The following is a 16,759-nucleotide window of genomic DNA, read 5'->3' on the forward strand; positions in this document are numbered from 1 at the left end:
AAAAAAGATTGCCTGTTTCAAAACAATGATGAAAGTAAAGTTGTTTCATCAAAAAATTAATAGTAAACTTAAGGTAAACAAAAAGAGAGGTGTTAGGGATGGCAAGTATTAGAGATATAGCAAAAGCAGCAGGTGTCAGTCCGGGAACAGTTTCAAGAGTCTTGAATGAAGATCCTACATTATCTGTAGCTGAATCCACAAGAACACGGATTTTAGAAACAGCAAAGTCAATGGCATACCATAAAGCAGAACGTGTCAATCGGCAAGTTCAGATTATTACGTATGCTTCACGCAGACGCGAGATGGCAGACCCGTTTCACCGTGAACTGCGATTAGCCATCGAAGCAGAAATCAAACGATTGAATTTAACACTGAAGAAAACATTGAGAATTGAAACAGGCTTTAAAAAGCAAGATTGGCAAGATGTTAAAAAAGCAGGTGCAGTACTGGTCATCGGCAACTTTTCATATCATGTATTAGAGACATTGTATGAATATAATCAAAATATCGTAGTCATTAATAATAAACATGTACCTGAATATATGGACGCAGTGTATTCAGATTTAGGACAGTCTATGCATCGCTTGCTGGATAAAATCTCCAATGATAATAAGAAAGCTGATATTGCTTATTTCGGAGGGATGAGAGAAGAACGTGATTTGCGTGAAACTGAGAGTGCTGAAAAAGATGCACGCTACCAAGCTTATGCAGATTGGTGCCAGCAGCATCAAAAAACACCGAATGCACATTTAATCGGCTGGGATCGAGAAGCAGGACAACAAGCAATTAAAGATTTAGAAACGGTACCAGATGTACTGATTGCCGGCAATGATATGGTAGCAATCGGTTTGATTCAAGGTCTGCAGGAGATTGGGAAAGTAATTCCTAAAGATGCGGCAGTTATCGGCTTTAACGACTTGGATGTGAATCAATATGTTACACCTTCTTTAACGAGTGTGCGTATAGATATTGAACAATTCGGGAATAGTGCAGTATTGATGGCGAAAGAACGTATTCAGCGTACACGCGAAGCAGCATTGCATATTGTCGTGCAGACACGCTTGATTGAGCGCCAATCATTTTCTTAGAAAAAGCAGCAATAAATGCATTGACAAAACATTTAGTAAACAAATAAACTTTAATTGAGTTTACTAATAAATTTTACCTTGAGAGAGGAGTTATTCTATGTTGACAGCGATGAAAGAGCAATTTGAAAAGCAGTTTGATGCACAACCAGAGGTCGCAGCTTTTGCACCTGGACGCATCAATTTAATCGGAGAGCATACGGATTATAACGGCGGTTATGTATTCCCTGCCGCAATTGAATTAGGGACGTACGGTTTAGCGCGTAAAAGAGATGACCGTACAATCCGCTTTTATTCATTAAACTTTGAAGAAGCCGGCGTCATTACATTTTCATTAGATGACTTAGACTATGACAAAGCAGACAGCTGGGCCAACTATCCAAAAGGAATGGTGAAGTTTTTAATTGAAGCGGGTTATAACATTGAAAACGGATTTGATGTAATTGTAGAAGGCAATATTCCAAACGGCGCAAGTCTTTCATCTTCAGCATCTATAGAAATGCTGACGGGATGGTTGATGAAATCATTGTTCAATTTAGACGTAGAACGTTTAGAATTGATTCAATTAGGACGAAAAGTTGAAAATCACTTTATCGGTGTAAATTCCGGTATCATGGACCAATTTATTGTCGGCATGGGTCAAAAAGACCAAGCAATTTTGTTAGATACTTCAAGTTTAGAGTATCACTATGTACCGACAGAGTTCGGCGATTATACTATTTCAATTATGAATACCAATAAACGCCGCGAATTAGCAGAATCTAAATATAATGAACGTTTAGAAGAATGCCAAAAGGCTTTAGCACTTTTACAACAAGAATTAGATGTGGAAGCATTAGGCCATATTGATGAAGCAACATTCGAAGCACATGCACATCTGATTGATGATCCGGTGCTATTAAAACGTGCACGTCATGCAGTAACTGAAAATGCACGTGTCAAAGCAGCATATGATGCATTAGAACATTCTGATTTTGAACGCTTCGGTCAATTGCTGAATGAAAGTCATGCATCATTAAAAGATGATTATGAAGTAACAGGTGTTGAATTGGATACTTTAGCAGAATCTGCACAGCAAGTTGACGGTGTATTAGGTGCCCGTATGACAGGTGCAGGCTTTGCCGGATGTGCGATTGCATTGGTACATCAATCAAAAATCAAAGCATTAGAAGAAGAAGTCACACGCAACTACACAGAAAAGATTGGTTATGCCCCTTCGTTTTATCATGTCAATATCGGTGACGGTGTTAAATCAATCGAACTTTAAGGAGGACTTTTTATGTCAGTTTTAGTATTAGGCGGCGCAGGTTATATCGGCAGTCATGCTGTACATCAATTATTAGATGAAGGTTATGATGTCGCAGTGGTAGATAATTTAGGTACAGGACACAGAGGTGCAGTGCCAGAAGCAGTACGTTTTTATGAAGGCGATATTCGAGATAAAGCATTCTTGAATCAAGTCTTTGAAAAAGAATCGGTAGAAGGTGTGTTTCATTTCTGCGCTTACTCTTTAGTCGGAGAATCCGTTCAAAAACCACTCGAATATTTCAACAATAATGTTTACGGTATGCAAGTGCTGTTAGAAGTAATGAAAGCACATGATGTGAATGAAATTGTCTTTTCATCAACAGCAGCGGTATACGGCGAACCAGAAGTTGTACCGATTCAAGAAGATGTGCAAAAAGCACCGACAAACCCTTACGGCGAAAGCAAGTTAATGATGGAAAAAATGATGCATTGGTGTCATAACGCTTATGGTGTGAACTATACTGCATTGCGCTACTTCAACGTAGCGGGTGCACGAGAGGACGGCACAATCGGGGAAGATCATAACCCTGAGACACATTTGATTCCTATCGTGCTTGAAGCGGCTTTAGGCCAAAGAGATGCGATTACAATCTTTGGTGTCGATTATGATACAGAAGATGGTTCTTGTGTCAGAGATTATCTGCATGTCACAGACTTGATTGATGCGCATATCTTAGCTTATCAATATCTTAAAAACGGCGGTGAAAGCGGTGCATTCAACTTAGGCAGCAGCCAAGGCTACTCAGTAATTGAAATTGTAGAAGCAGCACGCAAAGCAACAGGCGAAACGATTAAATCTGAAATAGGAGAACGCCGTGCAGGCGATCCTAGCAAATTGATTGCATCCAGCGATAAAGCACGCAAAGTTTTAGGCTGGGAACCTAAACATGACGACATAGAAGAAATCATAGCAACAGCTTGGAATTGGCACCGCGCACATCCAAACGGCTACGACGATAAATAAACGAGGAGGCTATTGAGATGAAGTTGAATCAACAACTGGTACAACGCTTCATTCAGTATGCGATAGAATATGGAGATTTTGAAACAGAGGACAATTTTTACGTTCAGAATCTTATTTTAGAAATTACTAAAGCAGAAGATTTAGAGACACAGACAGAAGCTGATTTATCAGAGCTTGATACACCGAACCAAATTGCGCAATATTGGATCAATCAAATGATTGAACATGGTTTGATCGAAGATGCGGTGTATCAAAAAGAAATCATAGAAACAAAATTGCTTGATTTAATTACACCGAAACCTTCTACGATTAATCGAAACTTTAAAGCACTGTATCAAGAAGACTCGCAAAAAGCGACGCAATATTTTTATGATATCTGTGCACGCAATCACTATATAAAAGCAGATGCCATTGCACAAAATATTCATTACTATACACCGACACATTATGGTGATTTAGAAATTACGATTAATATGTCGAAACCTGAAAAAGACGCAAAAGAGATTGCGGCTGCTAAACAAGCGAAACAAACAAGTTATCCGTTATGTGCTTTGTGTATGGAAAATGAAGGTTATGAAGGTTCAGTGACACAAGCTGCTCGTCGTAATCACCGTATTATCCGTATTACATTAGACGGTGCGAACTGGGGCTTCCAATTTTCACCTTATGCTTATTTCCCTGAGCATAGTATTGTCTTATCAGAGCATCATGTACCGATGAAGATTGAACGCCAAACATTTATCAATTTACTCTCATTCGTGCAGCAGTTCCCGCATTACTTTGCTGGATCTAATGCGGACTTGCCGATAGTCGGAGGTTCTATTTTATCGCATAATCATTATCAAACAGGACGTCATAGGTTTCCGATGGATAATGCGGAAGAAATCGATACGTTTACATTAGATAATTATCCGAATGTAAACGCAGCGCTGTTAGACTGGCCGATGAGTGTGATTCGTTTGAAAGGTACAGACCAAGCACAGTTAGTCGATGCGGCAGAACATATCTTTAATGAATGGAATGCATACAGCGATGAATCAGTCAGTGTGAAAGCATACAGTGAAGACGGTGAACGTCATCATACTGTGACACCGATTGCGAGATTCCGACAAGCAACAGGGCAGTATGAGCTAGATTTAGTATTGAGAGACAATCAAACATCTGAACAATATCCGGATGGTATCTTCCACCCGCATCAAGATGTTCAGCATATTAAGAAAGAAAATATCGGCTTAATCGAAGTGATGGGAACAGCGATTTTACCGGCACGTCTCAAACAAGAATTGCAAGATGTTGCACGCTATGTATTAGGAGACACATCCATAGATTTAGGTGTGCATCAGCAATGGGCTGAGGACTTAAAAGCAGAACATACATTTACAAAAGAAAAAGCAGAAAGTATTATTCATGATGCGATGGGTCAGAAGTTCAAACGTGTGTTAGAAGATGCCGGCGTCTTTAAACGTACAGAAGAAGGCTTCAAAGCCTTTCAACGTTTTGTCTCAACATTATAAAGTGCTTAAGACCAACCTTTGCGTTGGTCTTTTTTGGCTCTATGTCAAATTCGGTTGATGTATAAAATTTGAAATCAAATATTATAGTTACCATAAACTATGTCGCTCAGCTAGTATTGCTTTAATTCCTATGGAATTTAGTATTACTAACTGAGCATTTTTTATTTTAAGCTGCTTTAGGCAATGGGGTATGGAAGCGATGTTTTTTCTTAGCTAATAGCTTGAATTTGATTAGAATTCTATTTCTGAAGTTATAGAAATTTCTGTATCCATAAGCGATTCTTTTTAGTACTTTAATGTTGTTATTTATAGCTTCTATAGGGCCGTTTGAGCGACCAGGATGATTTAATGCATTCATAATTTCTGGTAAAAAATTTCTAAAGCTTTTAAGTACTCTTTTAAGTCCGCCATCAGTATTTCTATCCTTAAGGTATTTAAGAATTTGATGAGTTAATTTATGATTTTCATTGGTCTTTATTGATGTACGAAGCGCATTTACTTTGTCATAGACATCCTTTAACTCTGGGCTTTCACCCAAAATAAAATTTATCATTGATTTTTCTGATTCTAATCCAGGGAAAAGCTTGTTATCTTTATAAAGCGTACTATTCAAGGATTCGGAAGGTTTAAGAATAAGCTTCCAATAATGTTTAAGTTTTCTATAGTATTTGCCATCCTTATGTCTTTTTTCATTCATTATCCTGATACGAACTCTATTGAGTTCTCTATTTAATGCTTGAACAAGGTGAAATCGATCTAAAATGATTTTCGCATTTGGAAATAACTGCTTAAATAAAGAAATATATGGGCTGTACATATCGGTTGTAACTGTTTCAACTCTTTTTCTTACTTCTCTATCAAACCGGATAAAATAAGCAAATAATGCACGCTTTCTACGATCAGGTAAAATATCTACGATTTGATGCGTATCACCATCACAAAATATAAAACTCATTTTACCTACTACATTTTTAACACTTTTGAATTCATCCACCATGATATGTTTGGGCAGTTCATTAAATGGACCTAACTTAACACTATTTGCAGTTTTATTAATATAACGTATTACAGAAGCAGAACTAACATTGTTATCGTAAGCAATGCCTTTGCAAGATCTATTCTCATGGCTTTGATACAGAATATGCAGTGCTAATTTATTACAGAAATTATGATGCTTTTTCACAAAATTCGTCTTTGCTACAAATGATGAATGGCATGAACGACAAAAGAACCTTTGTTTTTTTAAGCTCTAAATAACTGGGACTACCTTGAATCTTCATAAGCTTTATCATCGTTTTTCTTTTACCATTCTTTACTATTCTATGGTTTTCATTTACTGCTCCGCAGTTTTCACAACAATCTGGTGTGTATGTCAAAGTGCCTTTAAATAGTAGAGTTCTTACCAAGTTAAAGTAAACTTCCTGAACATCATCAGAAAAAGTAATATTTTTCCCTTTATAATCAAGTGTTTTTGCTATACAATGTGTCATAAGCGCAATTCCTCTCTTTATTTGTGTTGGTAACTTAAATATTAGGGGGTTGCGCCCTTTTTATGCAAAAAATTCGATTGAGAAATAACCGCTAGGTTATCTCATCAACCGAATTTATTATAGAGCCTGCTTTTTTTATAGGCAAATGTTGAAATAATAAAATGTATTGAGAACAAATTCAAACTGGAATTTATGAAATTTAAGCGTATAATCGAAAGTGTATCTATCTTTTAGGAGGACCTGGTAATGAAATTGAAATCTATCGCAGCCATGCTGTTCATTATCGGCTTGGTGCTGGCAGGATGCTCGAATCAAAAGCAATCCGACAGCAAATCAAAAGAACAGACACTGCATGTGGCTGCGGCTGCAAGTTTAACAGATGTAACGAAAGATTTGGAGCAAGCCTTTAAGAAGCAGCATCCAGATGCAAAGGTTACATTTAATTACGGCGGTTCAGGTGCTTTAAGACAGCAAATTGAAAAAGGGGCACCTGTAGATGTCTTGATGTCCGCAAATAAAAAAGATGTGCAAGCATTAAAGGATAAAAAACAAGCTGATCATGTTTATGATTATGCCAAAAATAATTTGGTATTGATTGGTGAAAAAGGCACCAAAGCAAAATCAGTCAAAGACTTGAAGCCTGGTGATAAATTAGCCATCGGCGAAGTGAAATCAGTACCTGCTGGCAAGTACGCAGAAAGTTATTTAAAAGCAAACGGCCTATATAACGGGGTACAAGATCAACTGGTCTTTGCGAAAGATGTGCGTCAAGTCTTGAATTATGTAGCAAAAGGCAATGCACAGCTCGGCTTTGTGTATCAAACGGATTTATATCAAAATAAAACCAAAAGTGATAAAGTGAAAGCAATTCAGCAAGTACAATTAAAAGAACCGATTGTATACGAAGCAGGGACAACATCTGATAACCAACTCGGCAAAGCATGGATTGAGTTTCTGAAATCAGATGAAGCTAAAAAGATTTTGAGAGCATATCATTTTGAAGCGTAGGAGGAGTACATATGCCTGATTTAACGCCATTTTGGATATCGATTGAAGTGGCGGTGATCAGCACGATCATTGTGACACTGCTTGGCATTTTAGCAGCCAGACTGTTATATCATCGTCGCGGCCGCATCGTAACGCTTCTAGAAAGTATTATTATTCTGCCGATTGTTTTACCGCCGACGGTGATGGGGTTCTTACTACTGATTATCTTCTCTCCGAGAAGTCCGGTTGGAGCATTTATGACGAACGTCTTGCATCTGCCGGTCGTCTTTTCAATCACAGGTGCAATCATAGCGTCAGTTGTCGTCAGTTTTCCGCTCATGTATCAGCACACCATCCAAGGTTTCAGAGGCATCAATCATAAAATGCTCAACACAGCGAGAACGATGGGCGCAAGTGAAAATAAAATCTTCTATAGATTGATATTGCCGCTGTCAAAACGTGCCATACTTTCTGGTGTAATGATGGCGTTTGCCCGTGCAATCGGTGAATTCGGTGCAACATTGATGGTCGCTGGTTATATTCCGAATAAAACCAACACCTTGCCGCTTGAAATTTATTTCTTAGTCGAACAAGGCAAAGAGAACCAAGCATGGTTATGGGTACTCGTCTTGGTAGCCTTTGCGGTAACAGTCATAGGTACTATCAATATGATTAATCGAGATCGCTATTTGGAGGTGGATTAAGATGCTTGCCATCCAAATTGAACATGAGTTGAAAGGCGAAAAGCTGAAATTAGCTATTGAAGATGAAGTGCCTAAAATTTATGCAATACGCGGGCCTTCCGGCATCGGCAAAACGACCATCTTAAATATGATTGCAGGTTTGCGCGAAGCTGACACAGCCTTTATTAAAGTCAATGACCATGTTTTAACCGATACGAAACAAGGGATTCAAGTTAAAATCCAAGAGCGTCAATTAGGATATTTATTTCAAGATTATCAGCTCTTTCCGAATATGACGGTGTATCAAAATATTACGTTTATGGCACAACCGTCTGAACATATAAAGACACTGATGCATCAACTGAATATCAGTCATCTGACCAAACAATATCCAGCAAGATTATCAGGCGGGGAAGCACAACGGGTTGCTTTAGCGAGAGCATTAAGTACACGTCCGGATTTATTGATGCTGGATGAACCGTTCTCTAGTTTAGATGATGCGACGAAAGATGAAAGCATGCGTCTGGTGCATCAATTATTTGAACAATGGCAGATTCCGATTATTTTTGTGACACATTCTCATTATGAAGCGCAGCAATTGGCTGATGAAATCATTACGATCGGCCACTTGAAAACAACATAGTTGCATGACAACCCGGTTTGGCAAGAAGTATGCGAAATCGGGTTGTATTTTTGATAAATAATTGGAACAATTGTATCGTACAGCATTTCATCTTATAATAAAGACAATGCACTTTTAGGAAGGGATAGAAAGATGGCAGAACGTTATTCCAGACAAATATTATTTAAGAATATCGGAGCAGAGGGACAACAGAAAATCGCGCAAAAGCATGTCCTGATTATCGGTATGGGTGCATTAGGAACACATATCGCTGACGGATTAGTCAGAGCAGGCATTCGTCAGTTGACGATAGTGGATAGAGATTACATCGAATTCAGTAATCTGCAAAGACAAATGCTGTATACAGAAAAGGATGCGATCGATGCGATGCCGAAAGTGATTGCGGCTAAAGAAAAGCTGCAAGCTATTCGCAGCGATGTAGTGATTGATGCGCATATTGCACAAGTAAATCCTCAGTTTCTCGAGGATTACGGACAGTCTGCAGATTTAATATTAGATGCGACAGACAATTTTGATACGCGTTTATTAGTCAATGACTTTGCGTACAAATACGAGATACCTTGGATATATGGCGGTGTGGTACAAAGTACATACATTGAAGCTGCTTTTATTCCGGGACAGACACCGTGTTTCAACTGTTTGATGCCGCAGCTGCCGGTAATTAATATGACTTGTGATACAGTAGGGGTAATTCAGCCGGCGGTGACGATGACGACAAGTCTTCAAATCCGAGATGCGTTGAAAATTCTAACAGAAACACCTTTTACGCCTAAGTTGACTTACGGCGATATTTGGGAAGGTACGCATTATACGTTCGGTTTCAGCCGAATGTTCAATCCAGAATGCCATACGTGCGGCAAAGCACCGACTTATCCGCATTTAAATCATACAGATTTGCAGTTTGCGACATTATGCGGCAGAGATACAGTGCAGTACAACAATGAAGATATTACCCAGGAAATGCTCAGAGCATATTTAGATACGCATCATATTCAATATCATGCGAATCCTTATATGATCCGTTTTGAATTCAACAATCATCGTATTGTGAGCTTCTCAGGCGGACGGATGCTGATTCACGGCATGACACGACCTGAAGAAGCTATCAAGCTTATGAATCAATTATTAGGATAAATCTTTGAAATTGGAGGCCGATTTGAATGAAGAATGAACATGTTAATGTCAAATTAGATAGAACGATTAATGCGGCGGTATTAACCGTGTCTGATACAAGAACAAAAGAAACAGATAAAGGCGGCAAGCTGGCTAAAGAATTATTATCTGAACTTAATGTGGAAATTACAGATGAGCATTACACAATTGTCAAAGATGACAAACAAGCGATTACTGAACAAGTTCAGCTGTGGTTGAATGACGGTGTAGATGTCATAATTACAACAGGCGGTACAGGTATTGCACAACGTGATGTGACAATCGAAGCAGTTACACCATTACTGACAAAAGAAATTGAAGGTTTCGGAGAATTGTTCAGATATTTAAGCTACGCAGAAGATGTCGGAACACGTGCGTTATTATCACGCGCTGTCGGCGGTACAGTGGGCGAACAATTGATCTTCTCATTACCAGGTTCTTCAGGTGCCGTGAAACTTGCATTGGAAAAACTGATTAAACCAGAATTGAACCATTTAATTCATGAATTAACAAAATAAAGGCAAGATTAAGCGGTTAGTTTTTACTTTGGTAGAAGTCTAACCGCTTCTTAGCATCATTTTTCATCCATCCAGCCTATTTCATATAGGCTTTAGGCATTATATAATAGGCATAACATGAAAAAAGCGAAATGACTTCAAAGCAATCGTAGCTATACAATCGCTATGCATCATTTCGCGTTATTGTGCTGTTTTATTGTTTTACTCAAAAAACGGGTATTGCATTAAAATAAGCAGATTACTCAGAGGCTCTCTGGTAATCGCCGGATTTGCCTCCGGATTTTGAGATAAGGTAAGTTTCACCGATGACCATGCCTTTATCGAGTGCTTTGGTCATATCGTAAACGGTCAAAGCTGTTGCTGAAGCAGCTGTGAGAGCTTCCATTTCTACGCCGGTCTTGCCTGAAGTAGAGACGGTTGCTTCAATATTAAGTGTATAAGACGATGTTGTATCCCACTCGAATGCAATATCGATACCTGTCAGTGAGAGCGGATGACACATAGGAATAATCGTAGAGGTATTTTTAGCTGCCATGATTCCCGCGATTTGGGCAGTATTCAGCACATTACCTTTCTTATTTGTATGTTCGATAATTTGTTTGTAAATTGCTTCGTTAACTGTAATGCTGGAATGTGCAACTGCAGTACGTTTCGTAATCGATTTATCTGAAACGTCGACCATTTTCGCATTCCCTTGTGCATTAATATGAGTAAATTCAGACATGTTATTCCTCCTCGCTAAGACATTATAGCATGAAATAAATTGAATGATAGGAGTAGATAGTATATGCCAGTTGAAAAGAGAAATCCGATTGCGGTGAAAGAAGCCATTAAACGTGTGGTAGAACAAGATATTCGCATGCGAGGTCAAAACGTACCTTTAAATGACAGTTTAGGTTATATTCTTTCAGAAGATATTGTAGCAACATATGAAATTCCGCGCTTTGATAAATCGCCTTTCGATGGTTTTGCGCTGCGCAGTGAAGATACACAAGGGGCAAGCGGCGACAATCGTATCGAATTCGAAGTGATTGATCACATCGGCGCAGGCAGTGTTTCCGATAAAACAGTAGGTCCGAATCAAGCAGTGCGCATCATGACAGGTGCAGAAATGCCTGCAGGTGCAGACGCTGTAGTTATGCTGGAACAAACGCGAGAAGGCGAGCATTCATTTACTATCCGCAAGCCATTCGAACCGAATGAAAACGTATCGTTAAAAGGTGAAGAAACAGAAGTCGGAGATGTCGTATTGAAACAAGGTCAGCGTATCAATGCCGGTGCAATTGCGGTACTTGCGACATTCGGCTATACAGAAGTACCGGTCAAAAGATTGCCTTCTGCTGCGATTATCGCAACAGGCAGCGAACTCTTAGATGTCGATGATGAATTAGAACCAGGCAAAATCCGTAATTCCAACGGACCGATGATTCAAGGATTATTGAAACAGTTCGGTTTAACAGGGGAAGTTTATAAAATTCAAGAAGATGACTTTGAAAGCAGCTTGGCTGTTGTAAAAGAAGCTTTATCAACACATGATATGGTCATTACTACAGGCGGCGTATCTGTCGGGGACTTTGATTATCTGCCATCTATCTATAAAGAATTAGGTGCTGAAGTATTATTCAATAAAGTGCAAATGCGTCCAGGCAGTGTAACGACTGTTGCGGTCGCAGACGGCCATTATTTATTCGGCCTATCAGGCAATCCATCTGCTTGCTACACAGGTTTCGAGTTGTTTGTGAAACCGGCAGTATTGAATATGATGGGCGCAAATGAGAGATTCCCGCAAGTCGTTAAAGCAACTTTAATGGAAGACTTCAAGAAAGCTAATCCATTTACACGTTTCATTCGTGCTAAAGCAACATTAAACGGTATGCAAGCAACGGTAGTACCTTCAGGCTTTAACAAATCAGGTGCCGTTGTAGCAATTGCCCACAGCAATGCGATGATTATGCTGCCGAGCGGAACTCGCGGCTTTGAAAAAGGTCATACTGTAGATGTTATCTTAACTGAAACAGATACATTCGAAGAGGAACTGTCATTATGATTTTACAGATTGTGGGATATAAAGATTCCGGCAAAACCACAGTGATGCAAGCACTGGTTGGATTTTTAAAAGCACAGGGCTATCGTGTGGTCACGGTTAAGCATCATGGGCATGGTGCTGAAGATATTGCACTGCCTGATGCTGAAGTCGATCATATGAAACATTTTAATGCAGGTGCTGACCAAAGTATTGTGCAAGGACATCAATTGCGCGAAACGTTAACACGTACTGCCGAATCTGATTTATCCCGCATCATTGCCAAAGCTGTAACGATTGACTATGACATTGTGCTGGTTGAAGGGTTCAAACAAGCAGACTACGATAAAATCATTATTTATAAAAACTCTGAGGAATACTCTTCTTTATCAGCGCTGAGTCATGTACAATATAAGTTACCGTTTCAAAATACTTCAGATTTAAGCCATTTAAAAGAATGGCTGATATCTTTTATCGATAGAAAAAAGGATGAGTCAAAATGAAACAATTCGAAGTTGTCACTGATCCGATTCAAACAGAACAATACCGCGACTTCACCTTGACACCGCACCAAGGGGCAGTTGTAGTATTTACAGGACATGTGCGCGAATGGACAAAAGGGATTCGTACAGAACACCTTGAATATGAAGCTTACATCCCGATGGCAGAGAAGAAATTAGCTCAAATCGGCGATGAAATCAACGAACAATGGCCGGGTACGATTGTCAGTATCGTACACCGTATCGGACCGCTTCATATTTCTGATATTGCAGTCTTGATTGCAGTATCTTCACCGCATCGAAAAGATGCTTATGCGGCCAATGAATATGCGATTGACCGCATCAAAGAGGTCGTACCAATTTGGAAAAAAGAAATTTGGGAAGATGGCGCAGAATGGATCGGCCATCAACGCGGTTATCATGATGATGCAATTGAAAGGGGGCAAACAGAATGAAAGTCCTTTATTTTGCGGAAATCAAAGAAATTTTGCAAAAAGACAATGATCAATTTCAAATCAACGATGAAATGACAGTGGAAGCATTCAAAGACTATTTATTTGATAAGTATCCTGAAATCAACGGGAAACAATTTCAAGTTGCACTGAATGAAGAATTTGTGCCGAATCACGAAACGATTCAGCCTTCAGATGTGGTTGCTTTGATTCCACCGGTAAGCGGAGGTTAACAGAAAGTGAAAGCAATTATATTAGCAGGCGGGCGTTCAGAACGTTTCGGCGCCCCAAAGGCATTTGCACAAATTAATAACAAAATGTTCTATCAGCACATCATAGATGCGATAGAAGCAACAAATATGTTCAGTGAAATTATTGTCAGTTCCAATGCGGAGCTGGCAGATCATTTTGAAAATGTGAAAGTGATTGTAGATGATCCTCAGCATAAAGATAAAGGGCCGCTTTCAGGGATTTATTCAGTGATGAAACAAGATTATGAAGCGGAACTCTTCTTTGTGATTTCAGTCGACACACCGCTTGTCACTGAAAAAGCCATCAGTGCATTATACCGGTTCTTAGTCGAACATCTGATTGAGGATCAATTGGATATTGCGGGGTATAAGGAAGAAGGATTCCCGATACCGACAATCGCATTTTACAGTCCGACATGTCTGCCGGTAATTGCACGTGCATTAGAATCTGATGATTACAGTATGAAGCATGTATATAACCAAGTAGCTTCAGACTGGTTAGATGTGCATGAGGCAGAAACACAACCGAATTGGTATAAAAATATCAACTATCCCCAAGATTTAGCAAGTGTTGAAAATCATTCGCTTTGATGTAAAGCATCAAGCGTAATCAGAGAAAGAGAAGGGGGTCAAAAGATGGTAAAACAAATAACAGATAAACTCGGTCGTCCGATTCGCGACTTAAGATTATCCGTGACAGATCGCTGTAATTTCAGGTGCGATTACTGTATGCCTAAAGAAATATTCGGCGATGACTTTGTCTTTTTACCCAAAGATGAATTATTGACTTTCAGTGAAATGGAAAGAATTGCTCGCGTATATACACGTCTAGGTGTGAAGAAAATCCGTATCACAGGCGGAGAACCTTTAATGCGCAGAGATTTATATAAATTAATTGCGGCCTTAAATAAAATAGAAGGCGTAGAAGATATTGGTTTAACAACGAACGGCTTATTGCTGAAAAAGCATGGTCAGAATTTATATGATGCCGGCTTGCGCCGTATTAACGTCAGTTTGGATGCGATAGATGATAAACTCTTCCAATCCATTAATAACCGTAACATCAAAGCAGAAACCATCCTTGAACAAATTGATTATGCTGTATCTATCGGCTTTAAAGTGAAAATCAATGTGGTGGTGCAAAAAGGTGTTAATGATGACCAGATTATTCCAATGATTCAATACTTCAAAGATAAAGATATTGAAGTACGTTTTATTGAATTTATGGATGTCGGCAATGATAACGGCTGGGATTTCAGTAAAGTCGTAACTAAAGATGAGATGTTGACGATGATTGAAGATGAGTTCGATATTGAAGCAGTCGAACCGAAATATTATGGGGAAGTCGCAAAATATTATCGTCATAAAGATAACGGTGCACAGTTCGGATTGATTACCAGTGTTTCTCAATCATTCTGTTCTACATGTACCAGAGCGCGTTTGTCATCAGACGGCAAGTTCTACGGCTGTTTATTCAGTACAGTCGACGGCTTTAATGTCAAAGAGTTTATGCGTTCAGGCAAAACAGACGAACAGCTTCAAGCAAAATTTGAAGAACTTTGGAATATTCGAGACGATCGTTATTCTGATGAGCGTACAGAACAAACTGTCGCAAACCGCAGACGCAAGAAAATCAACATGAATTATATCGGCGGTTAAATTAAAAAAGCGTGTATTTTCAATGGTTCTTCATCTTTTATGGTGGGAAGGTAAAACTTCCCGCCTTTTTCGATACACAAAAAGCGCAATTGCCTCTATAATTTAAAGTGACCAAACCCAAATTAAAGGAGACAAGTGCGCCTATGTGTAATGATACATTAGAAATACTAAGAATAAAAGATAAAAATATCAAATTTGTTAGCCAAGATATTGATGTAATAGTAAAAGGAAAGAAGTCTACGGTTGTTAATGCTGTACTTACGTATAAGCCTTCGGCTTGTCCTTGCTGCGGAATTAAAAATGAAGGACAAATTCATAAGCATGGTAAACGAGTTTCTCGTATTACCTTGCTTAAAACTCAAGGCTATAATACATATCTAAACTTAGCAAAACAGCGCTTTAAGTGTTTAGAGTGTAATACAACTTTTACTGCTGAAACTGATGTCGTAGATAAGACACGATTTATTTCTAATTATGTGAATCAAAAAATAATTGAAGAAGCCACGAAAGTCAAAACAGAAATAGATACTGCAGAAGACAACTGTGTTTCTCCATCTACAGTACGTCGTATTCGAAATAAAGCAGTCAATACTTTACTTATCAAGCCTTTCGATAATCTACCTGAACATTTGGCAATGGATGAATTTAGAAGTGTAAAGAGTGTGACTGGCTTAATGAGTTTTATATTTATTAACAATGACACACATGAATTTCTAGATGTCTTAGAAAACAGAACTTCGGGTTATTTAAAAGCTTATTTTGAACGCTTTGATCGAAAAAATAGACTTAAAGTTAAAACAATTACCATTGATATGTTTGAACCCTATTTATTCTTATTTAAAAAGCTCTTTTTTAATGCATCTATAATCTTTGATAGATTTCATATCGTTCAGCACATGAATAGAGAGTTAAACTTCTATCGCAGAGAAGTAATGAATCGTTATAAAGACAAAGAAGGAAGGGAATACCCTGTTTTAAAGAACAAATGGAGACTTCTTTTAACAGACAAACGTAAACTCTTCATGATGGATGGTATTTGGGATGGTTCCTTTAGATGTTATAAAAAAGGTTATGATCTAGTGAATTTTATGCTTCAAACAGATGAAAAGTTAAAAAATTCATACGAACTAGTACATGATTTACGCGAAAGTTTAAAATTATGTAATTGGAAAGATTTTATCAATCGTTTGAACGATGTTGATAAAAACTCAATCAGTAAAAACATATGGAAAGTAGTAACATTTTTTAGAAAGCACCAAGAAATACTTCGAAATACGATTTACAATCCCTTATTAAATAACGGTGCAATAGAGGGTATTAACAATAAAAGAAAGTTAATTAAGCGAATTTCATATGGATACAGAAGCTTTAATAACTTAAGAAACCGTATAATGCTGGTATTTAGTTTATTTAAAAACAAAAAGAAAAAGACAACCAGACCCGTACATCGGATGGTTGTCTAAATGATAGAATTCGAAGAATTCCAATCAAAATTAAGTTCTTTAAATTATTCACCCACCACAAATGGTG

At 38.4% G+C, this 16,759-nt stretch carries 18 protein-coding genes and 1 pseudogene; 16 read left to right on the forward strand and 3 right to left on the reverse strand.

The genetic code is table 11. The annotated features are described in order from the left end of the window. Nucleotides 1-98: 98 nt before the first annotated feature. The 4 genes from MUA90_RS03660 (at nucleotide 99) to galT (ending at nucleotide 4,871) form a co-directional block, all read left to right on the forward strand. Entirely contained in the window at nucleotides 99-1,088 is a 990-nt protein-coding gene (locus MUA90_RS03660) for a LacI family DNA-binding transcriptional regulator (protein ID WP_262588404.1), read from the forward strand. 97 nt (nucleotides 1,089-1,185) lie between these two features. Then, nucleotides 1,186-2,352, forward strand: a complete 1,167-nt coding sequence (locus MUA90_RS03665; RefSeq protein ID WP_114602832.1) for a galactokinase — start codon at nucleotides 1,186-1,188, stop codon at nucleotides 2,350-2,352. Between the two features lie 12 nt (nucleotides 2,353-2,364). Further along, nucleotides 2,365-3,357: a UDP-glucose 4-epimerase GalE gene (gene galE / locus MUA90_RS03670; RefSeq protein WP_262588405.1), complete on the forward strand. Its 993-nt coding sequence runs from the start codon at nucleotides 2,365-2,367 to the stop codon at nucleotides 3,355-3,357. 17 nt (nucleotides 3,358-3,374) lie between these two features. Further along, nucleotides 3,375-4,871: a UDP-glucose--hexose-1-phosphate uridylyltransferase gene (gene galT, locus MUA90_RS03675; protein WP_262588406.1), complete on the forward strand. Its 1,497-nt coding sequence runs from the start codon at nucleotides 3,375-3,377 to the stop codon at nucleotides 4,869-4,871. Between the two features lie 166 nt (nucleotides 4,872-5,037). Here galT and MUA90_RS03680 read toward each other — a convergent pair. Together MUA90_RS03680 and MUA90_RS03685 are read right to left on the reverse strand one after the other, a co-directional pair. Next, nucleotides 5,038-6,057 (reverse strand): annotated as a pseudogene (locus MUA90_RS03680) (ISL3 family transposase); the annotation flags it as partial. Beyond that, complete coding sequence (locus MUA90_RS03685) at nucleotides 6,038-6,361, reverse strand: transposase family protein (RefSeq protein WP_262588408.1); 324 nt, start codon at nucleotides 6,359-6,361, stop codon at nucleotides 6,038-6,040. The gene MUA90_RS03685 and the pseudogene MUA90_RS03680, both read right to left, overlap by 20 nt. A 246-nt stretch (nucleotides 6,362-6,607) precedes the next feature. Here MUA90_RS03685 and modA point away from each other — a divergent pair, with 246 nt between their 5' ends. The 5 genes from modA to MUA90_RS03710 all read left to right on the forward strand — a co-directional run bounded on the left by modA (nucleotide 6,608) and on the right by MUA90_RS03710 (nucleotide 10,344). Then, a complete protein-coding gene (modA, locus tag MUA90_RS03690) occupies nucleotides 6,608-7,369 on the forward strand; it encodes a molybdate ABC transporter substrate-binding protein (RefSeq protein ID WP_262588409.1) in 762 nt (253 codons plus the stop codon). A gap of 11 nt (nucleotides 7,370-7,380) precedes the next feature. After that, nucleotides 7,381-8,052 (forward strand): molybdate ABC transporter permease subunit, encoded by a 672-nt coding sequence (gene modB / locus MUA90_RS03695; RefSeq protein ID WP_105993283.1) that lies wholly within the window; start codon nucleotides 7,381-7,383, stop codon nucleotides 8,050-8,052. A gap of 1 nt (nucleotide 8,053) precedes the next feature. Continuing rightward, nucleotides 8,054-8,674: an ATP-binding cassette domain-containing protein gene (locus tag MUA90_RS03700; protein ID WP_262588410.1), complete on the forward strand. Its 621-nt coding sequence runs from the start codon at nucleotides 8,054-8,056 to the stop codon at nucleotides 8,672-8,674. A 132-nt stretch (nucleotides 8,675-8,806) separates the two neighbouring features. After that, nucleotides 8,807-9,808: a ThiF family adenylyltransferase gene (locus tag MUA90_RS03705; protein WP_262588412.1), complete on the forward strand. Its 1,002-nt coding sequence runs from the start codon at nucleotides 8,807-8,809 to the stop codon at nucleotides 9,806-9,808. Nucleotides 9,809-9,834: 26 nt separating this feature from the next. Further along, the gene (locus MUA90_RS03710) at nucleotides 9,835-10,344 is read left to right on the forward strand and encodes a MogA/MoaB family molybdenum cofactor biosynthesis protein (RefSeq protein ID WP_105993286.1); all 510 of its coding nucleotides are present in this window, start codon (nucleotides 9,835-9,837) and stop codon (nucleotides 10,342-10,344) included. A 238-nt stretch (nucleotides 10,345-10,582) separates the two neighbouring features. Here MUA90_RS03710 and moaC read toward each other — a convergent pair whose 3' ends face one another. Beyond that, nucleotides 10,583-11,068 (reverse strand): cyclic pyranopterin monophosphate synthase MoaC, encoded by a 486-nt coding sequence (gene moaC, locus MUA90_RS03715; protein WP_262588413.1) that lies wholly within the window; start codon nucleotides 11,066-11,068, stop codon nucleotides 10,583-10,585. Nucleotides 11,069-11,131: 63 nt separating this feature from the next. Between moaC and glp the strand changes: the two genes are divergently transcribed. The 7 genes from glp to MUA90_RS03750 all read left to right on the forward strand — a co-directional run bounded on the left by glp (nucleotide 11,132) and on the right by MUA90_RS03750 (nucleotide 16,692). Beyond that, on the forward strand, nucleotides 11,132-12,391 hold the full coding sequence (gene glp, locus MUA90_RS03720; RefSeq protein ID WP_262588414.1) for a molybdopterin molybdotransferase MoeA: 1,260 nt from the start codon (nucleotides 11,132-11,134) through the stop codon (nucleotides 12,389-12,391). Then, nucleotides 12,388-12,870: a molybdopterin-guanine dinucleotide biosynthesis protein B gene (gene mobB, locus MUA90_RS03725; RefSeq protein ID WP_262588415.1), complete on the forward strand. Its 483-nt coding sequence runs from the start codon at nucleotides 12,388-12,390 to the stop codon at nucleotides 12,868-12,870. The genes glp and mobB overlap by 4 nt, the downstream gene beginning before the upstream one ends. Beyond that, on the forward strand, nucleotides 12,867-13,322 hold the full coding sequence (locus MUA90_RS03730) for a molybdenum cofactor biosynthesis protein MoaE (RefSeq protein ID WP_105993290.1): 456 nt from the start codon (nucleotides 12,867-12,869) through the stop codon (nucleotides 13,320-13,322). The genes mobB and MUA90_RS03730 overlap by 4 nt, the downstream gene beginning before the upstream one ends. After that, nucleotides 13,319-13,552, forward strand: a complete 234-nt coding sequence (gene moaD / locus MUA90_RS03735) for a molybdopterin converting factor subunit 1 (RefSeq protein ID WP_262588416.1) — start codon at nucleotides 13,319-13,321, stop codon at nucleotides 13,550-13,552. The genes MUA90_RS03730 and moaD overlap by 4 nt, the downstream gene beginning before the upstream one ends. A gap of 6 nt (nucleotides 13,553-13,558) precedes the next feature. Beyond that, nucleotides 13,559-14,161 (forward strand): molybdenum cofactor guanylyltransferase MobA, encoded by a 603-nt coding sequence (gene mobA / locus MUA90_RS03740; RefSeq protein WP_262588417.1) that lies wholly within the window; start codon nucleotides 13,559-13,561, stop codon nucleotides 14,159-14,161. A gap of 45 nt (nucleotides 14,162-14,206) precedes the next feature. Continuing rightward, nucleotides 14,207-15,229: a GTP 3',8-cyclase MoaA gene (moaA, locus tag MUA90_RS03745; protein WP_262588418.1), complete on the forward strand. Its 1,023-nt coding sequence runs from the start codon at nucleotides 14,207-14,209 to the stop codon at nucleotides 15,227-15,229. Nucleotides 15,230-15,372: 143 nt separating this feature from the next. Then, nucleotides 15,373-16,692, forward strand: coding sequence for an ISL3 family transposase (locus MUA90_RS03750; protein WP_262588419.1), 1,320 nt, complete (start codon nucleotides 15,373-15,375; stop codon nucleotides 16,690-16,692). The last annotated feature ends 67 nt before the right edge of the window (nucleotides 16,693-16,759 follow it).

Origin of the sequence: Staphylococcus sp. IVB6181, from assembly GCF_025561445.1 — a bacterium.
GTDB lineage: Bacteria > Bacillota > Bacilli > Staphylococcales > Staphylococcaceae > Staphylococcus > Staphylococcus simulans_B.